General features: G+C 38.2%; 16 protein-coding genes and 1 other annotated feature. Of the genes, 15 read left to right on the top strand and 1 reads right to left on the bottom strand.

Going from position 1 to position 19,178, the window contains the following annotated elements:
- The first annotated feature begins 14 nt into the window (after positions 1 to 14).
- The 11 genes from hydA (at position 15) to G4Z05_RS13150 (ending at position 12,691) form a co-directional block, all read left to right on the top strand.
- Complete coding sequence (hydA, locus tag G4Z05_RS13200; RefSeq protein WP_163252302.1) at positions 15 to 1,433, top strand: dihydropyrimidinase; 1,419 nt, start codon at positions 15 to 17, stop codon at positions 1,431 to 1,433.
- Positions 1,434 to 1,634: 201 nt separating this feature from the next.
- Complete coding sequence (locus G4Z05_RS13195) at positions 1,635 to 3,110, top strand: NCS1 family transporter (RefSeq protein WP_163252301.1); 1,476 nt, start codon at positions 1,635 to 1,637, stop codon at positions 3,108 to 3,110.
- Between the two features lie 17 nt (positions 3,111 to 3,127).
- Positions 3,128 to 3,343 (top strand): hypothetical protein, encoded by a 216-nt coding sequence (locus G4Z05_RS13190; protein WP_163252300.1) that lies wholly within the window; start codon positions 3,128 to 3,130, stop codon positions 3,341 to 3,343.
- Between the two features lie 112 nt (positions 3,344 to 3,455).
- Positions 3,456 to 5,072, top strand: a complete 1,617-nt coding sequence (locus G4Z05_RS13185) for a PucR family transcriptional regulator (RefSeq protein ID WP_163252299.1) — start codon at positions 3,456 to 3,458, stop codon at positions 5,070 to 5,072.
- Positions 5,073 to 5,224: 152 nt separating this feature from the next.
- Positions 5,225 to 6,691: a CoA-acylating methylmalonate-semialdehyde dehydrogenase gene (locus tag G4Z05_RS13180; protein WP_163252298.1), complete on the top strand. Its 1,467-nt coding sequence runs from the start codon at positions 5,225 to 5,227 to the stop codon at positions 6,689 to 6,691.
- Between the two features lie 83 nt (positions 6,692 to 6,774).
- Positions 6,775 to 8,130: an aspartate aminotransferase family protein gene (locus G4Z05_RS13175; RefSeq protein ID WP_163252297.1), complete on the top strand. Its 1,356-nt coding sequence runs from the start codon at positions 6,775 to 6,777 to the stop codon at positions 8,128 to 8,130.
- Positions 8,131 to 8,279: 149 nt separating this feature from the next.
- Positions 8,280 to 8,492, top strand: a binding site (T-box leader).
- A gap of 56 nt (positions 8,493 to 8,548) precedes the next feature.
- Positions 8,549 to 9,658 (top strand): glutamate 5-kinase, encoded by a 1,110-nt coding sequence (proB, locus tag G4Z05_RS13170; RefSeq protein ID WP_163252296.1) that lies wholly within the window; start codon positions 8,549 to 8,551, stop codon positions 9,656 to 9,658.
- A gap of 5 nt (positions 9,659 to 9,663) precedes the next feature.
- Positions 9,664 to 10,905: a glutamate-5-semialdehyde dehydrogenase gene (locus tag G4Z05_RS13165; protein WP_163252295.1), complete on the top strand. Its 1,242-nt coding sequence runs from the start codon at positions 9,664 to 9,666 to the stop codon at positions 10,903 to 10,905.
- An 86-nt stretch (positions 10,906 to 10,991) separates the two neighbouring features.
- Positions 10,992 to 11,243: a hypothetical protein gene (locus tag G4Z05_RS13160; protein WP_163252294.1), complete on the top strand. Its 252-nt coding sequence runs from the start codon at positions 10,992 to 10,994 to the stop codon at positions 11,241 to 11,243.
- A 277-nt stretch (positions 11,244 to 11,520) separates the two neighbouring features.
- Positions 11,521 to 11,652, top strand: a complete 132-nt coding sequence (locus G4Z05_RS16720; RefSeq protein WP_412758512.1) for a GNAT family N-acetyltransferase — start codon at positions 11,521 to 11,523, stop codon at positions 11,650 to 11,652.
- A gap of 259 nt (positions 11,653 to 11,911) precedes the next feature.
- Positions 11,912 to 12,691, top strand: a complete 780-nt coding sequence (locus G4Z05_RS13150) for a DODA-type extradiol aromatic ring-opening family dioxygenase (protein ID WP_163252293.1) — start codon at positions 11,912 to 11,914, stop codon at positions 12,689 to 12,691.
- A gap of 56 nt (positions 12,692 to 12,747) precedes the next feature.
- Here the strand turns inward: G4Z05_RS13150 and G4Z05_RS13145 are convergent, their stop codons facing one another.
- Positions 12,748 to 14,157 carry a sigma-54 interaction domain-containing protein gene (locus G4Z05_RS13145; RefSeq protein WP_163252338.1) on the bottom strand — a complete coding sequence of 470 codons (1,410 nt, stop codon included), beginning with the start codon at positions 14,155 to 14,157 and terminating at the stop codon, positions 12,748 to 12,750.
- 221 nt (positions 14,158 to 14,378) lie between these two features.
- Between G4Z05_RS13145 and pruA the strand changes: the two genes are divergently transcribed.
- From pruA to G4Z05_RS13125, 4 genes are all read left to right on the top strand, one after another.
- Positions 14,379 to 15,923 carry an L-glutamate gamma-semialdehyde dehydrogenase gene (gene pruA, locus G4Z05_RS13140; protein WP_163252292.1) on the top strand — a complete coding sequence of 515 codons (1,545 nt, stop codon included), beginning with the start codon at positions 14,379 to 14,381 and terminating at the stop codon, positions 15,921 to 15,923.
- A gap of 73 nt (positions 15,924 to 15,996) precedes the next feature.
- Positions 15,997 to 17,193: an ornithine--oxo-acid transaminase gene (locus tag G4Z05_RS13135; protein WP_163252337.1), complete on the top strand. Its 1,197-nt coding sequence runs from the start codon at positions 15,997 to 15,999 to the stop codon at positions 17,191 to 17,193.
- 117 nt (positions 17,194 to 17,310) lie between these two features.
- Positions 17,311 to 18,576, top strand: a complete 1,266-nt coding sequence (locus G4Z05_RS13130) for a Glu/Leu/Phe/Val family dehydrogenase (protein WP_163252336.1) — start codon at positions 17,311 to 17,313, stop codon at positions 18,574 to 18,576.
- 124 nt (positions 18,577 to 18,700) lie between these two features.
- Positions 18,701 to 19,178 (top strand): transposase (locus G4Z05_RS13125; RefSeq protein ID WP_205597402.1); only part of this gene is annotated, 478 nt, incomplete at its 3' end.

The following is a 19,178-nucleotide window of genomic DNA, read 5'->3' as shown; positions in this document are numbered from 1 at the left end:
GGAGGGAATCAGGTATGAAAAAAATTATTAAAAATGGAACAATCGTTACCGCAACCGATACATGTGAAGCTGAACTATTAATTGAAGACGGAAAAATTACCCAAATTGGTTCCAACCTGTCAGCCGTCGGCGCTGAAATCATTGATGCGAAAGGATGTCTCGTTTTTCCAGGGGGAATTGACCCACACACTCATTTAGATATGCCGTTTGGTGGTACCGTGACAAAAGATGACTTTGAATCTGGAACCATTGCAGCCGCTTTTGGAGGAACCACAACCGTTATTGACTTTTGTTTAACAAATAAAGGAGAACCATTAAAAAAAGCTATCCAAACTTGGCATGAGAAGGCGAAGGATAAAGCTGTCATTGACTACAGTTTCCACTTAATGATTAGTGAAATCAATGATAATGTCCTTAAAGAGCTTCCGCAAGTGATTGAGGAAGAAGGGATTACTTCATTTAAAGTTTTTATGGCATACAAAAATGTTTTCCAAGCAGATGATGAAACCTTATTTAAAACACTAGTTACGGCAAAAGAATTAGGTGCATTAGTTATGGTTCATGCGGAAAATGGTGATGTCATTGATTACTTAACGAAAAAAGCACTGGAAGAAGGGAAAACAGATCCGATTTATCATGCATTAACAAGACCACCGGAGTTAGAGGGTGAAGCAACGGGTAGGGCAGCCCATTTTACTGGTTTAGCCAATTCTCAGCTCTATGTTGTTCATGTTTCCTGTGCAGAAGCCGCAGAAAAGATTGCCGAAGCTCGTAAAAAAGGATACGACGTCTGGGGTGAAACGTGTCCACAATATTTAGTGCTTGATCAAAGTTATTTGGAAAAACCAAATTTTGAAGGAGCCAAATATGTTTGGTCACCACCACTTAGAGAAAAATGGAATCAGGATGTCCTTTGGAATGCATTAAGAACTGGACAGTTGCAAACTCTTGGTTCTGATCAATGCTCTTTTGATTTTAAAGGACAAAAAGAACTGGGCCGGGGTGACTTCACAAAAATCCCTAATGGCGGCCCGATCATCGAAGACCGTCTAACCATTTTATTCTCAGAGGGTGTGAAAAAGGGACGAATTAGTCTCAATCAATTTGTTGACATTACTTCAACTCGTATTGCCAAGCTTTTTGGCCTATTCCCTAAAAAAGGAACAATCGCCGTAGGTGCCGATGCAGACCTTGTCATCTTTGATCCAAATATTGAGCGAGTTATATCTGCAGAAACTCATCATATGGCTGTTGATTACAATGCTTTCGAAGGCATGAAGGTGACTGGGGAACCAGTATCTGTTTTAGTTCGCGGCGAATTTGTTGTTCGTGATAAACAATTTGTCGGAAAACCAGGTTCCGGACAATATTTAAAGAGAGCGAAATACAATGTGAATTCACAGTTAACTCAAAGTCAAACCCTATCAATCTAATTCCATTCAGGCAGCTCCACACTAAACACTGAACCACTCCTAGACTGTCTCAAACACGAAGGGCTCTAAAGATTAATTTTTAAATTCATCTCAAATCAGCCCCTTTTTTGAGACAGTCTACACTTATGAAAGAAAAGTTATTGTCGGTTGTTTGAATTTTGGATTTTAATCTAAAAAATTTAACCGAAATGGAGTGTTCACATGAAAAAAAACCATTTAAAATCCCCTGATTTACTGCCCATAGCTCAAAAAGACAGGAAAATTACAAAACTAGGATATTCCTTTATGTGGGTTGGAATGGTTGTCGTTCTTGCTACCTTTGCCATCGGTGGATCAGGGGTAATGACTTTATCCTTACCTTGGGTGATATTGGCAACAATTATCGGAAGTTTGGCTATCGGCTTTTTCATTTCATTAATTGCCGATATTGGAATTGAACACGGATTATCCTTCCCCGTTTACATGAGAGCCCCTTTTGGGACGATTGGTACACATATTCCTTCCATCACCCGTGGTGTAACGGCATCCATGTGGTTTGGAATAAACACCTATTTCGGTGCAACCGCAATGAATGGGATTTTAAATTTATTATTTGGATTTAATAATTGGTTCATTTGTTTCCTCATTTTCGCCATCGTTCAGTTAGTTAACACAGCTCTTGGGATTAAATCCATTGAACGTTTTGCTGATTTAGCTGCCCCCATCATATTACTTATTTCGTTGTGGATGTATGTATCCCTTTCTGATCAAGCGGCTGCTGAAGGAAGACAAGTGTGGAGTTGGGTAGAAAACCCTGTATCAGGGATGGAGGCCTTTACTGCATTTTTGGTTGTTATTTTTGCAAATATGGGATTTTGGGCGACTCTAAGTGCTGATATACCATCCATATCCCGATTTATTAAAGCACCGGCAAATGAAAAGAATTGGTTTAAACGGAACAAGAGTTCATTAATAGGAAATTTAGTTGCTATGCCAATAACCCAGACTTTTATGATCATCATCGGGGCAGTTTCTTATATCGCGGTATTAAACTATGACCCGGTTGTTGCACTACAGCAGTCTGCGGGAGGATTTATTTTAGTCATCTTATTATTAATGGTTGTATTGGCCCAGTGGTCGACCAATACGGCGGCGAATGTCGTGCCGGCTGCCACTATATTCTCCAATGTGGGCGGTCCGAAATTTCCATTCTGGGCCGGAGTAATTACTGCAGGCATTATTGGAACGGTGGTTCAACCATGGAAATTATTTGATATCATCATTCCATTTTTACTATTTGTTGGTGGCATCTTATCAGCCATCGTTGGGATTTTATTTGCTGATTATTATTTAATTCGCAAAAGAAGAGTGAACGTTCCAGAATTGTATGAGCAACATGGGCAATTTAAATATTTTCATGGAGTGAATGTAGCTGGGTTCATTGCCTGGATTATAGGGGCAATTGCATCTTATTTCGTACCAGAATACGGATTCGTTGTTGGTTTTATTGTTGGAGGTGCCGTCTATTACGTTCTCGGAAAGTATTGGTGGTTTAAAAAATATCGTCAAGCAGAACTGGAAGATCCAAGTGATGAGAAATATTTAGGTATTTCTGTAGGACGTGACTGGATTATTGAAGAAAATAACGTCGTAGAAGAAGTGGTGGAAGATATCCCTAAAAATCTGGATTTATATTAATCGAGAGGAGGAGCTTGATGTCTGACTATCAACAATACTTAGAAGAAAGGGATAAAATTGATTATTTTATCCAAAAAGGTTATTTAATCTCAAATGTAAAGGAACATTTGAATGGAGCTACGGTAGATTTTGTTCACCCAAATAGGAAAGTGACGGAAACGTTATTGATTGGAAATGCCAATGCTAGAAAATATTTTTCCAGTCTTTTAATCCAACAGAAGCAACGGACATAAAAAGTTGAAAAAGGATTGGTAGAAAACCAATCCTTTTTCATAAGGCTGACCAAATTCGATTGAATAGTAGCAAAAAGCCATGATACATAAAGTTAAAAGGGGAAATAAGTGAATGAAAGAACAATTCCAGCTAAAAATTGTTGATATATTAAAGCGAAATCATTTTGAAAATGCTAGAGTGATTGCTGGTCATCATGGAATGGAGCGGATCGTGAAATGGGTCCACGTCGTTGAAGTGACAAGTATTCGAAACTTATTAAAGGGTCAGGAGTTAATTCTATCTACAGGGGTTGCCTGGAAAGACAATCAGGATTTATTTGCTTCCATGGTGAAAGAGTTTATTGAACATAATGCAGCTGGCCTTTGTATTGAATTAGGAACCTATTTATCGACCATTCCAGATGAGGTCATTCATATAGCCAACGAACATCAATTTCCTATTATTATTTTTCAGCACCAAGTCCCGTTTGTGGAAATTACCCAAGACATTCATTCCGTCATTATTAATCAACAGTATCAAAAGATATCTGATTTAGAAAATTATTCCCAACGACTTAATAAAAGGTTGCTGACCATAGAAACGTATGAAGATATTCTTCAATTTATATTTTCAGCATTAGATGTTCAAATCATATTCCGACTAAAAAATCAGGCTTATGAATTTGTTCCGGAATTACCATTACAAGAACAAGCTTCCATCATCGAGCAATTAGAACGATCGAAAAAACATCCTAATCATCATCTTGCTATTGCGCCCATTCATCTATTTGGTCAAGATTACGGGGAATTAGCCATCTATTCTAAGGACATTCCCATTAGTGAATATGATTTACTCATCTTAGACCGTACGGCAACGGCGTTAGCTCAGCATTTGTTAAGAGAATTGTATACCGAGGAAAAAAAGCGGGTTAATGAGTTTGAGTGGCTCCATGGCTGGTTGGCAGGTGAACATACGCTCGAAGAAATATACGACTATTTAATCGAACACGGCTGTAAATCCAAGTCTAACCAGGCAGCCGTCCTCATCATGAAACTATTTCCCGTCAATGAAAAGTCCTTTCCTGATGTCACCTATTTAAAGTTAGTATTTCGCTCCGTTTTTGAACAAAATGGTTTTATCGTATTCTTTGTTGAGAAAAGGTATGAGTTAACTTTTATACTACTAAACCAGCGTGGAAAGAAGAATATGAAAGAACGAATCAAAAAAGCGATCGCTTCTATTGAAGATTCTGATTTCATTCGTAAACAATTTCCGGATAAATTTTTCATCGCTGCTGGAAAATTTACTGATTCACTTAACGATCTACACAAAAGCTATCAGACGGCAAAAGAAACATTACGGATTCAGCAAAAAATGACGAATAAGCAAACCTATTATTTTTATGAAGATCTTCATTTATATCGACTCATTTCACAACTTAGTAAGCAAACCGATCTGCAGGAACTAGCAGCTGAATATCTCCAGCCAGTGATCCAATATGATTTAAAGTATAATGCAAAACTTTTAGAAACATTAAAAGCCTATTTAGAATGTAATGGCTCAAAACAAGAAACTGCCAACAAGCTTTATATTGTCAGACAAACTCTCTATCATCGTCTACAAAAATTAGAGAACCTTCTTGGTGCCGATTTTATGGAACGGGAAAAACGGATAGCTATTGAATTTATGTTGTTGGTTCATGATTATTTAGCTGCTTCGAATCTAGACAGAATGAATCAAGCCCAATAATAAGATATAATTTTTAAATTTCTAAACCTATATTCAGAGTGTGTAAGAAATAAGGTGAGACTTTTTACATTGTGTCTAATGAATGCGAAAAGTGATTAATAGATAATGGTATTAAACCTATTAATATATGAATGAAAATAGGAGGATGAAACATGAGCGTGACAAAAAGCGAAACGGCAGTATTAAAGAATTTTATTAATGGAGAATGGGTGAGTGCACACAGCAGTCAGACATTAAATGTTCCAAACCCTGCAACTAATGAAGTATTAACCAAGGTTCCTGTTTCATCTAAGGAAGATGTGGATCTCGCCGTAGCCGCTGCAAAAGAAGCTTTTCAAACTTGGAAAAATGTGCCTGTTCCAAAAAGAGCAAGAATCCTATATAAATTTCATCACCTGTTAACAGAAAATCACGAAGAATTGGCAAGGTTGATTGTTCAGGAGAATGGAAAGGCTTACAAAGAAGCCTATGGTGAAGTGCAACGCGGTATTGAATGTGTGGAATTTGCGTGCGGAGCGCCAACATTAATGATGGGTGAATCATTAAGTGGTATTGCAGAAGGAATTGATTCTGAAATGTTTCGCTATCCATTAGGAGTTGTTGGTGGGATAACACCTTTTAATTTCCCGATGATGGTTCCATTATGGATGTTCCCGCTTGCTATTGCGTGTGGAAACACATTTGTGTTAAAACCATCCGAGCGTACTCCTATTTTAGCCAATCGTTTAGCAGAGTTGTTCACTCAAGCTGGAGCGCCTAAGGGAGTATTAAATATTGTTCATGGTGCTCATGATGTCGTGAATGGTTTGATTGAGCACAAAGATATTGCAGCGATTTCCTTTGTTGGCTCACAACCAGTAGCTAAGTATGTATATGAACGTGCAGCCAAGGAAGGTAAGCGAGTTCAAGCACTATCTGGTGCGAAAAATCATCATATCGTTATGCCAGATGCGGATATGGATAAAGCTGTTCAGCATATTATTAGTTCTACTTTCGGTAGTGCCGGCCAACGTTGTATGGCCTGTAGCGCAGTCGTAATTATTGGCGATAATGAACGATTTGTCCAAGCATTAAAGAAAAAAGCCGATGAATTAATTATCGGAAATGGCATGGATGAGGAAGTGCTTTTAACACCGGTTATCCGTAAAGAGCATCGAGATAAAGTCCTTGGTTATATTGAGAAAGGAATTGCCGAAGGGGCTGAATTAATTCGGGATGGACGGAAGGAAATGGATGATCATCCAAAAGGAAACTTCCTCGGCCCAACCATCTTTGATCATGTCACCCCAGATATGACGATTGCGAAAGAAGAAATCTTCGCACCTGTTTTAAGTCTATTAAGGGCAGAAAATTTAGACCAGGGCTTAGAATATATTCGTAAGTCCAGATATGGAAATGGAGCAACGATTTATACTAACAATGCAAAAGCCGTCCGAAAATTCCGTGAAGAGGCTGATGCTGGTATGCTAGGCATTAACGTTGGTGTCCCTGCGACAATGGCGTTTTTCCCATTCTCCGGCTGGAAAGACTCCTTCTATGGCGACCTCCACGTCAATGGAAAAGACGGGGTCAATTTCTATACCAAAAAGAAAATGATCACCTCAAGATTTGATGCATAAATATTTGTAGCTTCACTGCATATCAATGATATTAATGGTGACAGGCACCTGTAACCAATTAATAGAAAATGGAGGGAGCAAGGATGGTTCAAACGGAACGATTTCAAGATACGCTATTAGAAAAGGATGAGAAGTATGTTTGGCATTCAATGAAGCCTTATAATCCAAAGGCTACGATTGTCGCAGAAAGAGCAGAAGGCTCCTGGGTAACTGATGTGGATGGCAAACGTTATTTGGATGCGATGGCAGGGCTTTGGTGTGTGAATGTTGGCTATGGAAGAACGGAGCTTGCTGATGCTGCTTACGAGCAGCTGAAGGAAATGGCCTATTTTCCTTTATCTCAAAGCCATATTCCGGCAATTAAGCTGGCAGAAAAACTAAATAAAATGCTTGGTGACGATTATGTCATCTTCTTCTCAAATAGTGGATCTGAAGCAAATGAGACAGCTTTCAAAATCGCCCGACAATACCATCAACAAAAAGGCGATTATCAACGTTATAAAATTGTATCACGCTACCGTGCTTATCACGGTAACTCAATGGGAGCCTTAGCCGCCACAGGTCAGGCCCAACGTAAGTATAAATACGAACCACTCGCCCCTGGATTTATTCATGTTTCACCACCAGACTCTTATAGAGACAATACGAATGTTTCAGATCCAATGGAATTATCATCGGTACAAGAAATTGATCGGACAATGACATGGGAACTTAGTGAAACCATTGCAGCCATGATCATGGAACCGATTATTACTGGCGGTGGGATTCTTGTTCCTCCAGATGGATATATGAAAGCTGCAGAAGCAGTATGTAAGAAGCATGGGGCACTCCTCATTGTCGATGAGGTCATTTGCGGATTTGGAAGAACTGGAAAACCATTTGGTTTTATGAACTATGGTGTCAAGCCAGATATTATTACAATGGCAAAAGGCATTACCAGTGCTTATTTGCCACTTTCTGCAACTGCCGTACGTAAAGAGATTTATGATGCTTTTAAAGGTACGGAAGAATATGACTATTTCCGTCATGTGAATACATTTGGAGGAAACCCTGCCGCCTGTGCATTAGCACTGAAAAACTTAGAAATTATGGAAAAAGAAAACTTGTTTGAGCGTTCGAGAGAGTTGGGTGAAAAGGTATTAAATGAATTGAAAACCCTTTTACAGGACCATCCATATGTCGGAGATGTACGCGGGAAGGGGCTATTAATCGGTATTGAATTGGTAAAGGATAAGGGAACGAAAGAACCAATTGATGTACGTCTCGTTAATCAAGTAATGGCTATCTGTAAAGATAATGGCATCATCATAGGTAAAAATGGAGCTACTGTAGCAGGTTACAATAATGTTCTAACCCTTGCTCCTCCATTAAATATCGAGGAAAAGGATTTGAATTTCTTAGTAAAGACATTGACAGAGGCACTCAATCAAATCAAATAATGATTTCTAGAGCACTTGTAATTGTTGTTTTACAAGTGCTCATTTTCTATCAAAAGGATATACATACTCGGGAATTTCTCGAATAATTACTTGAAATTTTCTAATAATTATATTGACAATTCCCTTTTTTCCTAAGATAATCATAAGAAATTATATTTGTGAATGGTAAGGGACTAGTAAATTATTGAAACGTGCAAGAGAGTGAAACCCAAAGGCTGGAAGGTTTCTCACGGGAAGATAATTGAACCTACCCTTAAAAAAGCTGCTTATGCAAACATAAGCCGCAAACCTGCGTTATGGGTTCGAGTGGGTGCTTGGCACCAATTAAGGTGGTACCGCGGAAACGACTTTCCGTCCTTAGTTTAATAGGACGGTAGAGTCGTTTTTTTATATTTTTAGAAATAAGAAGGGTTTTAGTATGAAGAAATTAGTGGTTGTAAAAATTGGAAGTAGTTCGCTTACAACTGATATGGGAACTATTTCAGAAGAAAAGATACGAGACCATGTGGAGGCAATCGCTTATTTAAGAGAACAAGGGCATGAGGTAATCCTCATTTCTTCTGGTGCGGTTGCTGCAGGTTTTGGGACACTTGGGTATCCAATACGACCCAAAACAACCTCAGGTAAACAGGCTGCCGCAGCTGTGGGACAGGGGTTGTTGATGCAACATTATAATCAACTTTTTCAAAAATATCATATTGTCCCTGCTCAAATACTGATAACGAGAGAAGATTTTTATAGTAGAACTCGGTTTCAAAATCTTTATTCAACTATGACAGAGCTTCTCCATCGAGGAGCAATCCCTATCGTCAATGAAAATGATTCTGTTTCAATAGAAGAACTAACATTCGGGGATAATGATATGCTCTCAGCATTGGTGAGCGGATTTTTACATGCCAATGCGCTCATCATTTTAACAGATGTGAATGGTATTTATGATGGGAATCCAAAGGAATCAAAGACAGCCAAGAAATATCAATTTATTCCGGAGGTTACTGATCAACTCCTTGAAGCAGCAGGAGGGAGCGGATCGTCGGTTGGTACTGGTGGAATGAAATCCAAATTGTTGGCTGCGAAGAAAGCTCTTTCCCTTGGTGTCAGTGTATTTGTTGGTACTGGCCAGGGCAGAGAAAAATTGGTAGAGATTTTGGCAGGAAAAGGGGATGGAACCTATATTGGAGCTCCTTTCCAGTCACAAATGCAAATGAGAAAACAGTGGATAGCGTATCATTCTCAAATAGGTGGAATTATTGAAATTGATGATGGAGCAGAGAAAGCAATCGTGAAAAATGGAAAAAGCTTGTTGCCCGTTGGTGTAACAAATGTCATTGGAGATTTCAATGCCTTAGACGTAGTCGAGGTGCGCAATCAAAAGGGAAAAACTATCGGAAAAGGACAAATCTATTTTTCTTCAAAAGATTTAGTTAAGGTCAAAGGACTGCCTAGCGAACAATCAAAATCTTTTTCTATTAATAATCGAGCTGAAGTCATTCATAGAGATAATTGGGTCATTTTAAAGGAGGAATAAATGAAATGAGTGAACTTATAGAAAAAGCAAGAAAACTCCAAGCAGCTGCCAAAAAATTATCGATTCTTTCATCAGAGGAAAAAAATGCTGCATTATTGAAAATCGCTGAACAGATCGCTAATGAAAAGGATTGGATTCTTCATGAAAATAGGAAGGATATCGAAGCTGGTAAAAGTAATGGATTATCAGAAGCACTTCTGGATCGATTACTACTTACTGAAACACGCATTGAACAAATCATTGATGGAATTCGTCAAGTTGTTTCCCTTCAAGATCCAATTGGTGAAATCATGGATGAATGGGAAAGACCAAATGGTTTACATATTCAAACCATTCGTGTCCCTCTCGGTGTCATTGGTATGGTGTACGAGGCACGTCCAAATGTAACCGTCGATTCAGCCACTCTCTGTTTGAAAGCTGGAAATGCTGTCCTGTTGAGGGGTAGTACTTCTGCTCTTCATTCAAATAAAGCGCTCGTTCAAGTAATGCAAAGTGCCCTTGAGGGAACTTCTATTCCTGCAGAAGTGATACAGCTCTTAGAAGATACTAGTCGGGAAACAGCAACGCAAATGTTTAAACTGAATCAATATTTGGATGTCCTCATACCTCGTGGAGGAGCTGGCTTGATCCAGTCAGTGGTGCAAAATGCAACTGTCCCTGTGTTAGAAACAGGAGTAGGTAACTGTCATGTTTTCATTGATGAAACGGCCGAACGGGATATGGCGATCAATATTGCAGTCAATGCCAAATTACAACGTCCTTCTGTCTGTAATGCTGCAGAAACCATTCTCATTCATGAGAAATGGCCATATATAAAAGAGCTACTAGATACGCTTCATGATAAAGGGGTTGAATTAAGAGGAGATGATTCATTATCAGCTCAATTCTCTTATATCAAAAATGCAACGGAGGAAGACTGGTATACAGAATATTTGGCTCCAATCGCCGCAGTCAAACTAGTCAAACATGTGTCTGATGCTATCGATCATATTGATCGTTATGGTACAAAGCATTCAGAAGCGATTATTAGTGAGAATGAACAAAATGTCCAATTATTTTTCCAAGCAGTAGATGCCGCAGTTTTGTATCATAATGCTTCAACCCGATTTACAGATGGGGAACAGTTTGGCTATGGGGCAGAAATCGGAATAAGCACCCAAAAATTACATGCTCGCGGGCCAATGGGGCTTAAGGCAATCACGACTGTTAAATCCATTGTACGAGGAACTGGCCAGGTAAGAAATTAATATAGGCAGACTCACTGAAAAAAGATGTATGAACAGGAAAATATTTGGAATAATGTAAGTAAAAGTAAGTTCAAAGGAGAGACAGAATGCCTATAGAAGAAGGTGCGAAGTTTCAGATTTCTCAAGAGGTTCAAAGAAATTTTAATTCCGCAGAATCCTTGACAGTCACATCCAATAATGGAATTACCATTCAATTTACCCTAGCAGATGGTAAAGGCTATGGTTCCATGCCCGTTGATCATTTAAATTACCTGCTGAAAAGATCCAACTTGACAAAAATAACAAGCAAAAAAGCGTTATTACAATCGGCTCATTCTACTGAGGAAAATATTAGTTAAATTTGGAGTGAATACACTCCTTTTTTTTTTGGATTAAATGAAAGGAGGCAAAGGTTCCTCCTTAAATTTAACGAATTCGTCTATCAAAAAGGGTGATAGATATAGATCTAAAACTTCATCATAATTTCGACAGTGCCAATATCGATGAAATGAGAAATGACTATAAGTCGGTTGGATGGATGAAACATACAAATGAAATCATTAGACAAGTATTTGAAGCAAGTAACGTTATTGCATTAGTGACTATTCATGGCAGAATCATTGGATTTGTAGAGCCATGTCAGATGGGGTTTTTAATGCTTTCATTTATGATATTGTCGTTCATCAAGATTTTCAAAGGCAAGGGATAGGGAAAAAATTACGGAATATTCACTTGATCAACTTAGTCATGTTTCTTGTGTACATTTAATATCTACCATTGTAAATGAAGAATTTTATCGAAAATTTGGTTTGAAAAAGATTAAAACTGGAATGGCAAGGTATTTAAATCCTATACTAAGTGATGAGTAATTAACATAATTTTCATAGAAACAAATATTGAGTAATTTACTTTCAAATATTAGTCATCTAGGACCAAATCTGTTCTTTATTTATTTGATTATTAGGATTCTACAAATAAAAAATGAAATCTCTGCTATTCAATTGATGCATCAAATGGAGGAATACATATGCTACCATCATTCTTTATTGCACATGGATCACCATTACTAGCGATCGAAAATAATGAATACACACATTTTATAAATGACCTAGGGAAAAATTTACCCCGGCCAAAAGCGATTGTCATCTTTTCAGCCCATTGGGAATCACCAGTACAACAAGTAAGTGAAGTGGAGCAATATAGCACTATTCATGATTTTGGTGGTTTTGATCCCGCCTTGTATACCATCCAATATCCAGCAAAAGGTAATCACGATGTTTCAAAAGAAATAATAGATCTACTTACAGCCAATGGAATTCCGTTTCGTATGGAAACAAAACGTGGATTAGATCATGGTTCATGGGTTGTTCTACGTTTACTTTATCCTAATGCCGATATCCCGGTTATCGCTATGTCTGTCAATCCAATTCTTACACCTCAAGAACAATATAAAATTGGCAAATCTTTATCCGTACTAAGAGATAAAGATATTCTTATTATCGCAAGCGGAGGGACTTCTCATAATCTAATGGCATTAAATTGGGCAGACAATGGCGAAATAACACCATGGGCTCTTGAGTTTGAAGACTGGCTTGCCCATCATTTACACCAATGGGATTTAGATTCTTTATTTCATTATGATTCACTCGCACCAAATGCACAATATGCTGTACCTCCACATGGCAAAGAGCACTTTATCCCCATATTTTATGCCATGGGTGCTGCAGATGACGTACAAAAAGCTAAGCTATTGCATCGTAGCTTTCGCTATGGAAGCTTAACACACAGTGTGTGGCAATTCGGATAAACAAAAAAATCCTGTCAAAAATCATCATTTGACAGGATTTTTTCTATTCAATTTGGTTATTTTGATTTGATATTTAATTTTTTCATTCGATATTGCAAACTTTGCCGGCTTAAGCCTAGAACAGTCGCCGTCTTGGAAATATTATAGTTATTTTTTCTCCATACATGCTCGATATACGTCTTTTCAAAAAGTTCCATTTGCTGCTTCAGTGGGATATCCAAATCTGCTCGATCTTTAATGAATGTATCCACACTAGAGGCTGGAGCCACTCTTTCCTTATTATGCATTTTGCTTCGGTATTGAAATGGTAGATGAGGATACATAATGATTTCTTCGTCATCCATCATAATGTTCATAGCTGCTTCAATTATATGTTCCAATTCGCGTACATTCCCATTCCAATCATATTCCATGAACGATTGGTGCACTTCTTCAGATAATCCTTTTACATTCATTTGAAATCTTTCATTATACTTTTCTATAAAGTCTTTTACTAGTAATGGAATATCTTCTTTTCTTTCACGTAATGGGGGAATAAAGACAGTTACGACGCCTAAACGATAATATAAGTCTTTTCGCATGCGATTTTCCGTAATCGCATCAATTGGGTCTTCGTTCATATTAGCAATTACTCTTACATCCACAGGTGTATCTTTTGTATCCCCAATTCGACGAATCGTTTTTTCTTGCAAAACGCGTAAAAGTTTTGCTTGCAAATTTAAATTCAACGAATTAATTTCATCAAGTAACAATGTGCCTCCATTTGCCTGTTCAAATAATCCTGGTTGATCGACCGCTCCCGTAAAAGCTCCTTTTTTCGTTCCGAATAGAAGACTTTCTATTAAATTATCAGGTAGGGCTGCACAGTTTTGTGAAATAAATGGACCGGAAAAACGACTACTAGCATTATGGATGCTTTGAGCAAAAAGTTCTTTACCTGTCCCCGTTTCTCCAACGATTAAAACATAAGAAGAGGTCCGAGCTGCCCGTTTGGCACTTTCAATCACTTCTTTCATTGCTGGGCTTGTCCCTGTAATGCTATCAAATGTATACCTGGTCGTCCCACTGCGGGTCATATTTCCTTTGATTAGGCGTTCTAACTTCGTTACATCACGGGCAATTTCCACGGCACCGCAAATTTTTTCATCCTCAAAAATAGGGATTGTATCATTGATGGTCGTTATTTCTCGGCGTTTATTATTAAAATAGGTTTGCTTCACATTTCTTGTTTCTTTTCCTTCTTGCAATGCCTTCACTAGTGTACTAGATTGGTCATCCTTAAACATAAAAACATCTAACAAATTTTTATCCATGACATCCTGTAGCTCCATGGATTCCATTTGCATCATTTTTTTATTATAAATAATTGTTTTACCGGTTTCGTCAACGGCATGAACACCGACATCCACTTCATCCAATATACGTTTATATATTCGGTTTAAGTATTGTAAATATTCGATATTCATTTTATCCACGAATGTTCATTCCTTTATTCTTACTTTATAAAACTATTAAAACATGAAAATAGTCGAAATGCAAAAATATTTTGCTATGATTGAATGATGAAAAAATTTGCGCAAAAAATATTGGCGTTTTTTTATATGTTTCCTTTTATTTTCAGTGATTTTCAACTTGGCACGGAACTTGCATTAAATTATAGCGGAATCAAAATTTAGGGGTGAATGAAGTGAAACCGTATACACATGAACCATTTACTAATTTTAATGATGAAATGAATAAAAAAGCGTTTCAAGATGCGCTTGCCTACGTACAATCCCAGTTAGGGAAGGAATATCCGGTGATCATCGGTGGACAAGAGATTACCACTGAAGAAAAAATTACTTCCATCAATCCAGCAAATAAAGAAGAAATTATTGGTCGTGTTTCCATGGCAGACCAAGAGTTAGCCGAAAAGGCGATGCAGGCAGCCTTAACAGCATTTGAATCATGGAAAAAATGGCGTCCAGAACATCGGGCAAACATCTTATTCCGAGCTGCTGCTATGCTCCGTCGCCGTAAGCATGAGTTTTCTGCATACCTCGTGAAAGAAGCAGGTAAACCATGGAAAGAAGCCGATGCAGACACAGCAGAAGCTATTGATTTCTTAGAGTTTTATGCTCGTCAAATGTTGAGAATCAAAGATGGTTTCCCAGTTAATAGCCGTGATGGAGAATACAATCAATATCACTATATTCCACTTGGTGTTGGAATCATAATTTCCCCATTTAACTTCCCATTGGCGATCATGGCGGGAACAACGGTTGCAGCCATTGTAACGGGTAATACCGTTCTTCTGAAACCTGCAAATTCTACACCAGTGGTTGCAGCCAAATTTGTTGAGCTAATGAAAGAAGCAGGTCTTCCTGATGGTGTTCTTAATTTTGTACCTGGAAGTGGGTCAAAAATTGGCGATTATCTTGTCGATCATCCTAAAACACGTTTTATTTCCTTTACAGGATCGCGTGAGGTTGGATGTCGAATTAATGAACGTGCTGCAAAAATCAATCCAGGACAAATTTGGATTAAGCGCGTGATTGCTGAAATGGGTGGTAAGGACACCGTAGTGGTTGATAAAGATGCAGATCTAGATTTAGCTGCAGCAAGTATTGTTTATTCAGCCTTTGGCTTCTCTGGACAAAAATGCTCTGCTGGCTCTCGCGCAGTCGTTCATCAAGACGTATATGAGGAAGTGCTTGAAAAAGCGGTTGCCCTAACCAAAACATTAACAGTTGGTAATCCAGAAGATGCTGATACGTATATGGGACCAGTCATTGATGAAAAAGCATTTAATAAAATCATGAGCTATATTGAAATTGGTAAACAAGAAGGTAGATTAATGACAGGCGGTGAAGGTGATGATTCAAAAGGTTACTTCATTCAGCCAACAATTTTTGCAGATGTAGATGAGAAAGCACGCATCATGCAAGAGGAAATTTTCGGACCAGTTCTTGCTTTCTGTAAAGCTCGTGATTTTGATCATATGATGGAGATTGCCAACAATACTGAATATGGTTTAACAGGTGCCCTTATTTCTAACAACCGTGAACACATTGAACGTGCACGGGAAGAATTCCATGTTGGAAATCTTTATTTCAACCGTGGTTGTACAGGTGCGATTGTCGGCTATCAACCATTTGGTGGATTCAATATGTCAGGAACAGATTCAAAAGCTGGAGGACCTGATTATTTACTACTTCATATGCAAGCAAAAACAACATCTGAAATGCTATAACGGTTTATGAATAAAAAGAGCCTAAAAAGGTGGCTTTATCTAGCGAATAAATAAAGGAGGAAACAAAATGACAATGACTCAAACGAAAACGACTCAAATTATTGAACAAACAGAAAAATTCGGTGCCAATAACTATCATCCACTACCAATTGTCATTTCAAAGGCTGAAGGAGTATGGGTAGAAGATCCTGAAGGTAATCGTTTTATGGATATGCTTAGTGCGTATTCGGCTGTAAACCAAGGACATCGTCATCCTAAAATCATTCAAGCTTTAAAAGACCAAGCTGATAAAGTCACATTAACTTCTCGTGCTTTCCATAATGACCAACTTGGTCCTTGGTACGAAAAAATTTGTAAACTGACAAATAAAGAAATGGCACTTCCAATGAACACAGGTGCAGAAGCAGTTGAAACTGCCCTAAAAGCGGCTCGTAGATGGGGCTATGATGTAAAAGGGATTCCAGATAATCAGGCAGAAATTATTGCATGTACTGGAAACTTCCACGGACGGACGATGGGAGCAGTTTCCTTATCCTCTGATCCAGATTACAAACGTGGATTTGGTCCAATGCTTCCAGGAATTAAATTAGTACCTTTCGGAGATCTAGAAGCATTTAAGGCTGCGATCACACCAAATACGGCTGCATTTATCATTGAACCAATCCAAGGAGAGGCAGGGATTAACATTCCACCTGCTGGATTCATTAAAGCTGCTTATGATGTCTGTAAAGAAAACAACGTCTTATTTATCGCTGATGAAATCCAAGCTGGCTTGGGTCGTACCGGTAAATTATTCGCTTATGAGTGGGAAGGCATTACCCCTGACATGTTAATTTTAGGTAAAGCACTTGGTGGTGGAGTGTTCCCGATTTCTTGTGTGGTTGCTAACTCCGATATTTTAGGAGTATTTAACCCAGGTTCACATGGTTCCACTTTTGGAGGAAATCCACTTGCTTGCGCCGTATCCATTGCAGCACTTGACGTAATTATAGAAGAAAAGCTTGCTGAACGTTCTCTTGAATTAGGAACCTATTTCATTGAAAAACTTAAAACAATCGAAAATCCTGTTATTAAGGAAGTAAGAGGACGCGGTTTATTTATCGGAGTGGAACTAAATGAAGCAGCAAGACCATATTGTGAACAATTAAAAGAAGAAGGTCTATTATGTAAAGAGACTCATGATACAGTTATTCGCTTTGCACCACCGTTAATTATTACAAAAGAAGAGATCGATTGGGCGTTCGAAAGAATTCAAAAAGTGTTATCTTAATGGAATTCGCCCACTCCTTTGAGGGTGGGCAGTCAATTATTCATGAAATTAAAAATTATAAATCATTATGGAAACTACGAGGTGTCTGACATGTCTGCTATGACAGTGGTAAACGAAATGGCCAAAGAACAAAAAAAAGAAAAAGAATCCTTAAATTTATTTTATTCTACACAAACAGTCATTCGAGAAGCATTAACAAAATTAGGTTATAATGACGAAATGTTTGAATTATTAAAAGAACCCATTCGAATGTTGACTGTTCGCATTCCTGTCAGAATGGATGATGGCTCTGTAAAAGTATTTACCGGCTATCGTTCCCAACATAATGATGCGGTCGGACCAACAAAAGGTGGGGTTCGATTCCATCCAGATGTAGATGAAGAAGAAGTCAAAGCATTATCTATTTGGATGAGTTTAAAATGTGGCATTACGAACCTTCCATATGGAGGAGGAAAAGGTGGCATTATTTGCGATCCTCGTCAAATGTCAATGAGTGAACTTGAAAGATTAAGCCGTGGCTATGTTCGTGCGATCAGTCAAATAGTTGGACCAACGAAAGATATTCCCGCACCGGATGTCTATACCAACTCACAAATTATGGCTTGGATGATGGATGAATATAGCCGTCTTCGCGAATTCGATTCACCAGGTTTCATTACGGGCAAACCTATTGTACTAGGAGGTTCACAAGGCCGTGAAACAGCAACGGCTAAAGGTGTAACGATTTGTATTGATGAAGCCGTTAAGAAAAAAGGGATCGAACTAAAAGGTGCACGTGTAGTTATCCAAGGTTTTGGAAATGCAGGAAGCTATTTGGCAAAATTCTTACATGATGCGGGCGCGAAAGTCATTGCCGTTTCTGATGTATATGGGGGCGTTTATGACCCTAATGGACTTGATATTGATTATTTACTCGACCGTAGAGACAGTTTCGGCACATTCTCTAAGTTGTTTACAAATACAATTACTAATAAAGAATTACTAGAACTTGACTGTGATATTCTCGTTCCTGCCGCCATTTCAAACCAAATAACCGCTGAAAATGCAGCAAACATTAAGGCATCTATCGTGGTGGAAGCAGCGAATGGACCGACTACTTTAGAGGCAACAAAAATTTTAACAGAGCGTGGTGTCCTCCTTGTACCTGATATCCTTGCTAGCGCGGGTGGTGTAACCGTTTCCTATTTTGAATGGGTTCAAAATAATCAAGGGTACTATTGGAGTGAAGAAGAGGTCCATGAGAAACTAGCGAACGTCATGACTCGTTCTTTTGAAACGATTTATCAAACTGCCCAGACCCACCAAGTTGATATGCGTCTAGCCGCTTATATGGTTGGAATCAAAAAGATTGCCGAAGCCTCAAGCTTCAGAGGTTGGGTATAATTCAGTGATAAATACTCTTCTCATTAGAGAAGAGTATTTCAGACTGTCGACAAAATCCTTTTTTAAAGGATTTTGTCGACATTTTTTGTATAATTATGTCATAGAATATCGAGGTGATATTGAAATGCTTACTAAAAATACACAAGTAAATCGAGATCAATTAGAAATGATTACTTTAGACCAGCTGGTTCCTGAAAATCACTTGGTTCGTAAGATAGAAGCTGCTATTGATTTTTCATTTATATATAAATTAGTTGAGAATATGTATTCATCTGAACGTGGTCGTCCAAGTATTGACCCTGTTGTATTAATTAAGATGGCTTTTATTCAATATACCTTCGGTATTCGCTCTATGCGCAAAACTATTGAAGAAATTGAAACAAACCTTGCTTATCGTTGGTTCTTAGGTTTTGGGTTTCATGATAAAGTCCCCCACTTCTCAACCTTCGGAAAAAACTATGAAAGACGTTTCAAGGATACAGATCTATTTCAAAAAATCTTCTACCGCATTCTAAAAGAAGCTTCTGATAAAAAGTTGATTAGTGCTGAACATGTATTTATTGATTCTACGCATGTTAAAGCAAGTGCAAATAAACGTAAAT

This window comes from Neobacillus thermocopriae, assembly GCF_010975035.1.
GTDB lineage: Bacteria > Bacillota > Bacilli > Bacillales > Cytobacillaceae > Neobacillus > Neobacillus thermocopriae.
Note: the sequence above shows the minus strand (reverse complement) of the source record. Positions and strands in the feature narration are given on the sequence as shown.

Bases quoted from the DNA above. Each gene is read 5' to 3' on its own strand.
- G4Z05_RS13180 (WP_163252298.1), top strand. From the start codon at position 5,225: ATGAGCGTGACAAAAAGCGAAACGGCAGTATTAAAGAATTTTATTAAT.
- hydA (WP_163252302.1), top strand. From the start codon at position 15: ATGAAAAAAATTATTAAAAATGGAACAATCGTTACCGCAACCGATACA.
- G4Z05_RS13150 (WP_163252293.1), top strand. From the start codon at position 11,912: ATGCTACCATCATTCTTTATTGCACATGGATCACCATTACTAGCGATC.
- G4Z05_RS13145 (WP_163252338.1), bottom strand. From the start codon at position 14,157: ATGAATATCGAATATTTACAATACTTAAACCGAATATATAAACGTATA.
- G4Z05_RS13130 (WP_163252336.1), top strand. From the start codon at position 17,311: ATGGCCAAAGAACAAAAAAAAGAAAAAGAATCCTTAAATTTATTTTAT.
- G4Z05_RS13165 (WP_163252295.1), top strand. From the start codon at position 9,664: ATGAGTGAACTTATAGAAAAAGCAAGAAAACTCCAAGCAGCTGCCAAA.
- G4Z05_RS13190 (WP_163252300.1), top strand. From the start codon at position 3,128: ATGTCTGACTATCAACAATACTTAGAAGAAAGGGATAAAATTGATTAT.
- G4Z05_RS13135 (WP_163252337.1), top strand. From the start codon at position 15,997: ATGACTCAAACGAAAACGACTCAAATTATTGAACAAACAGAAAAATTC.
- G4Z05_RS13160 (WP_163252294.1), top strand. From the start codon at position 10,992: ATGCCTATAGAAGAAGGTGCGAAGTTTCAGATTTCTCAAGAGGTTCAA.
- G4Z05_RS13185 (WP_163252299.1), top strand. From the start codon at position 3,456: ATGAAAGAACAATTCCAGCTAAAAATTGTTGATATATTAAAGCGAAAT.
- G4Z05_RS13195 (WP_163252301.1), top strand. From the start codon at position 1,635: ATGAAAAAAAACCATTTAAAATCCCCTGATTTACTGCCCATAGCTCAA.
- G4Z05_RS13175 (WP_163252297.1), top strand. From the start codon at position 6,775: ATGGTTCAAACGGAACGATTTCAAGATACGCTATTAGAAAAGGATGAG.
- proB (WP_163252296.1), top strand. From the start codon at position 8,549: ATGAAGAAATTAGTGGTTGTAAAAATTGGAAGTAGTTCGCTTACAACT.
- G4Z05_RS16720 (WP_412758512.1), top strand. From the start codon at position 11,521: ATGTCAGATGGGGTTTTTAATGCTTTCATTTATGATATTGTCGTTCAT.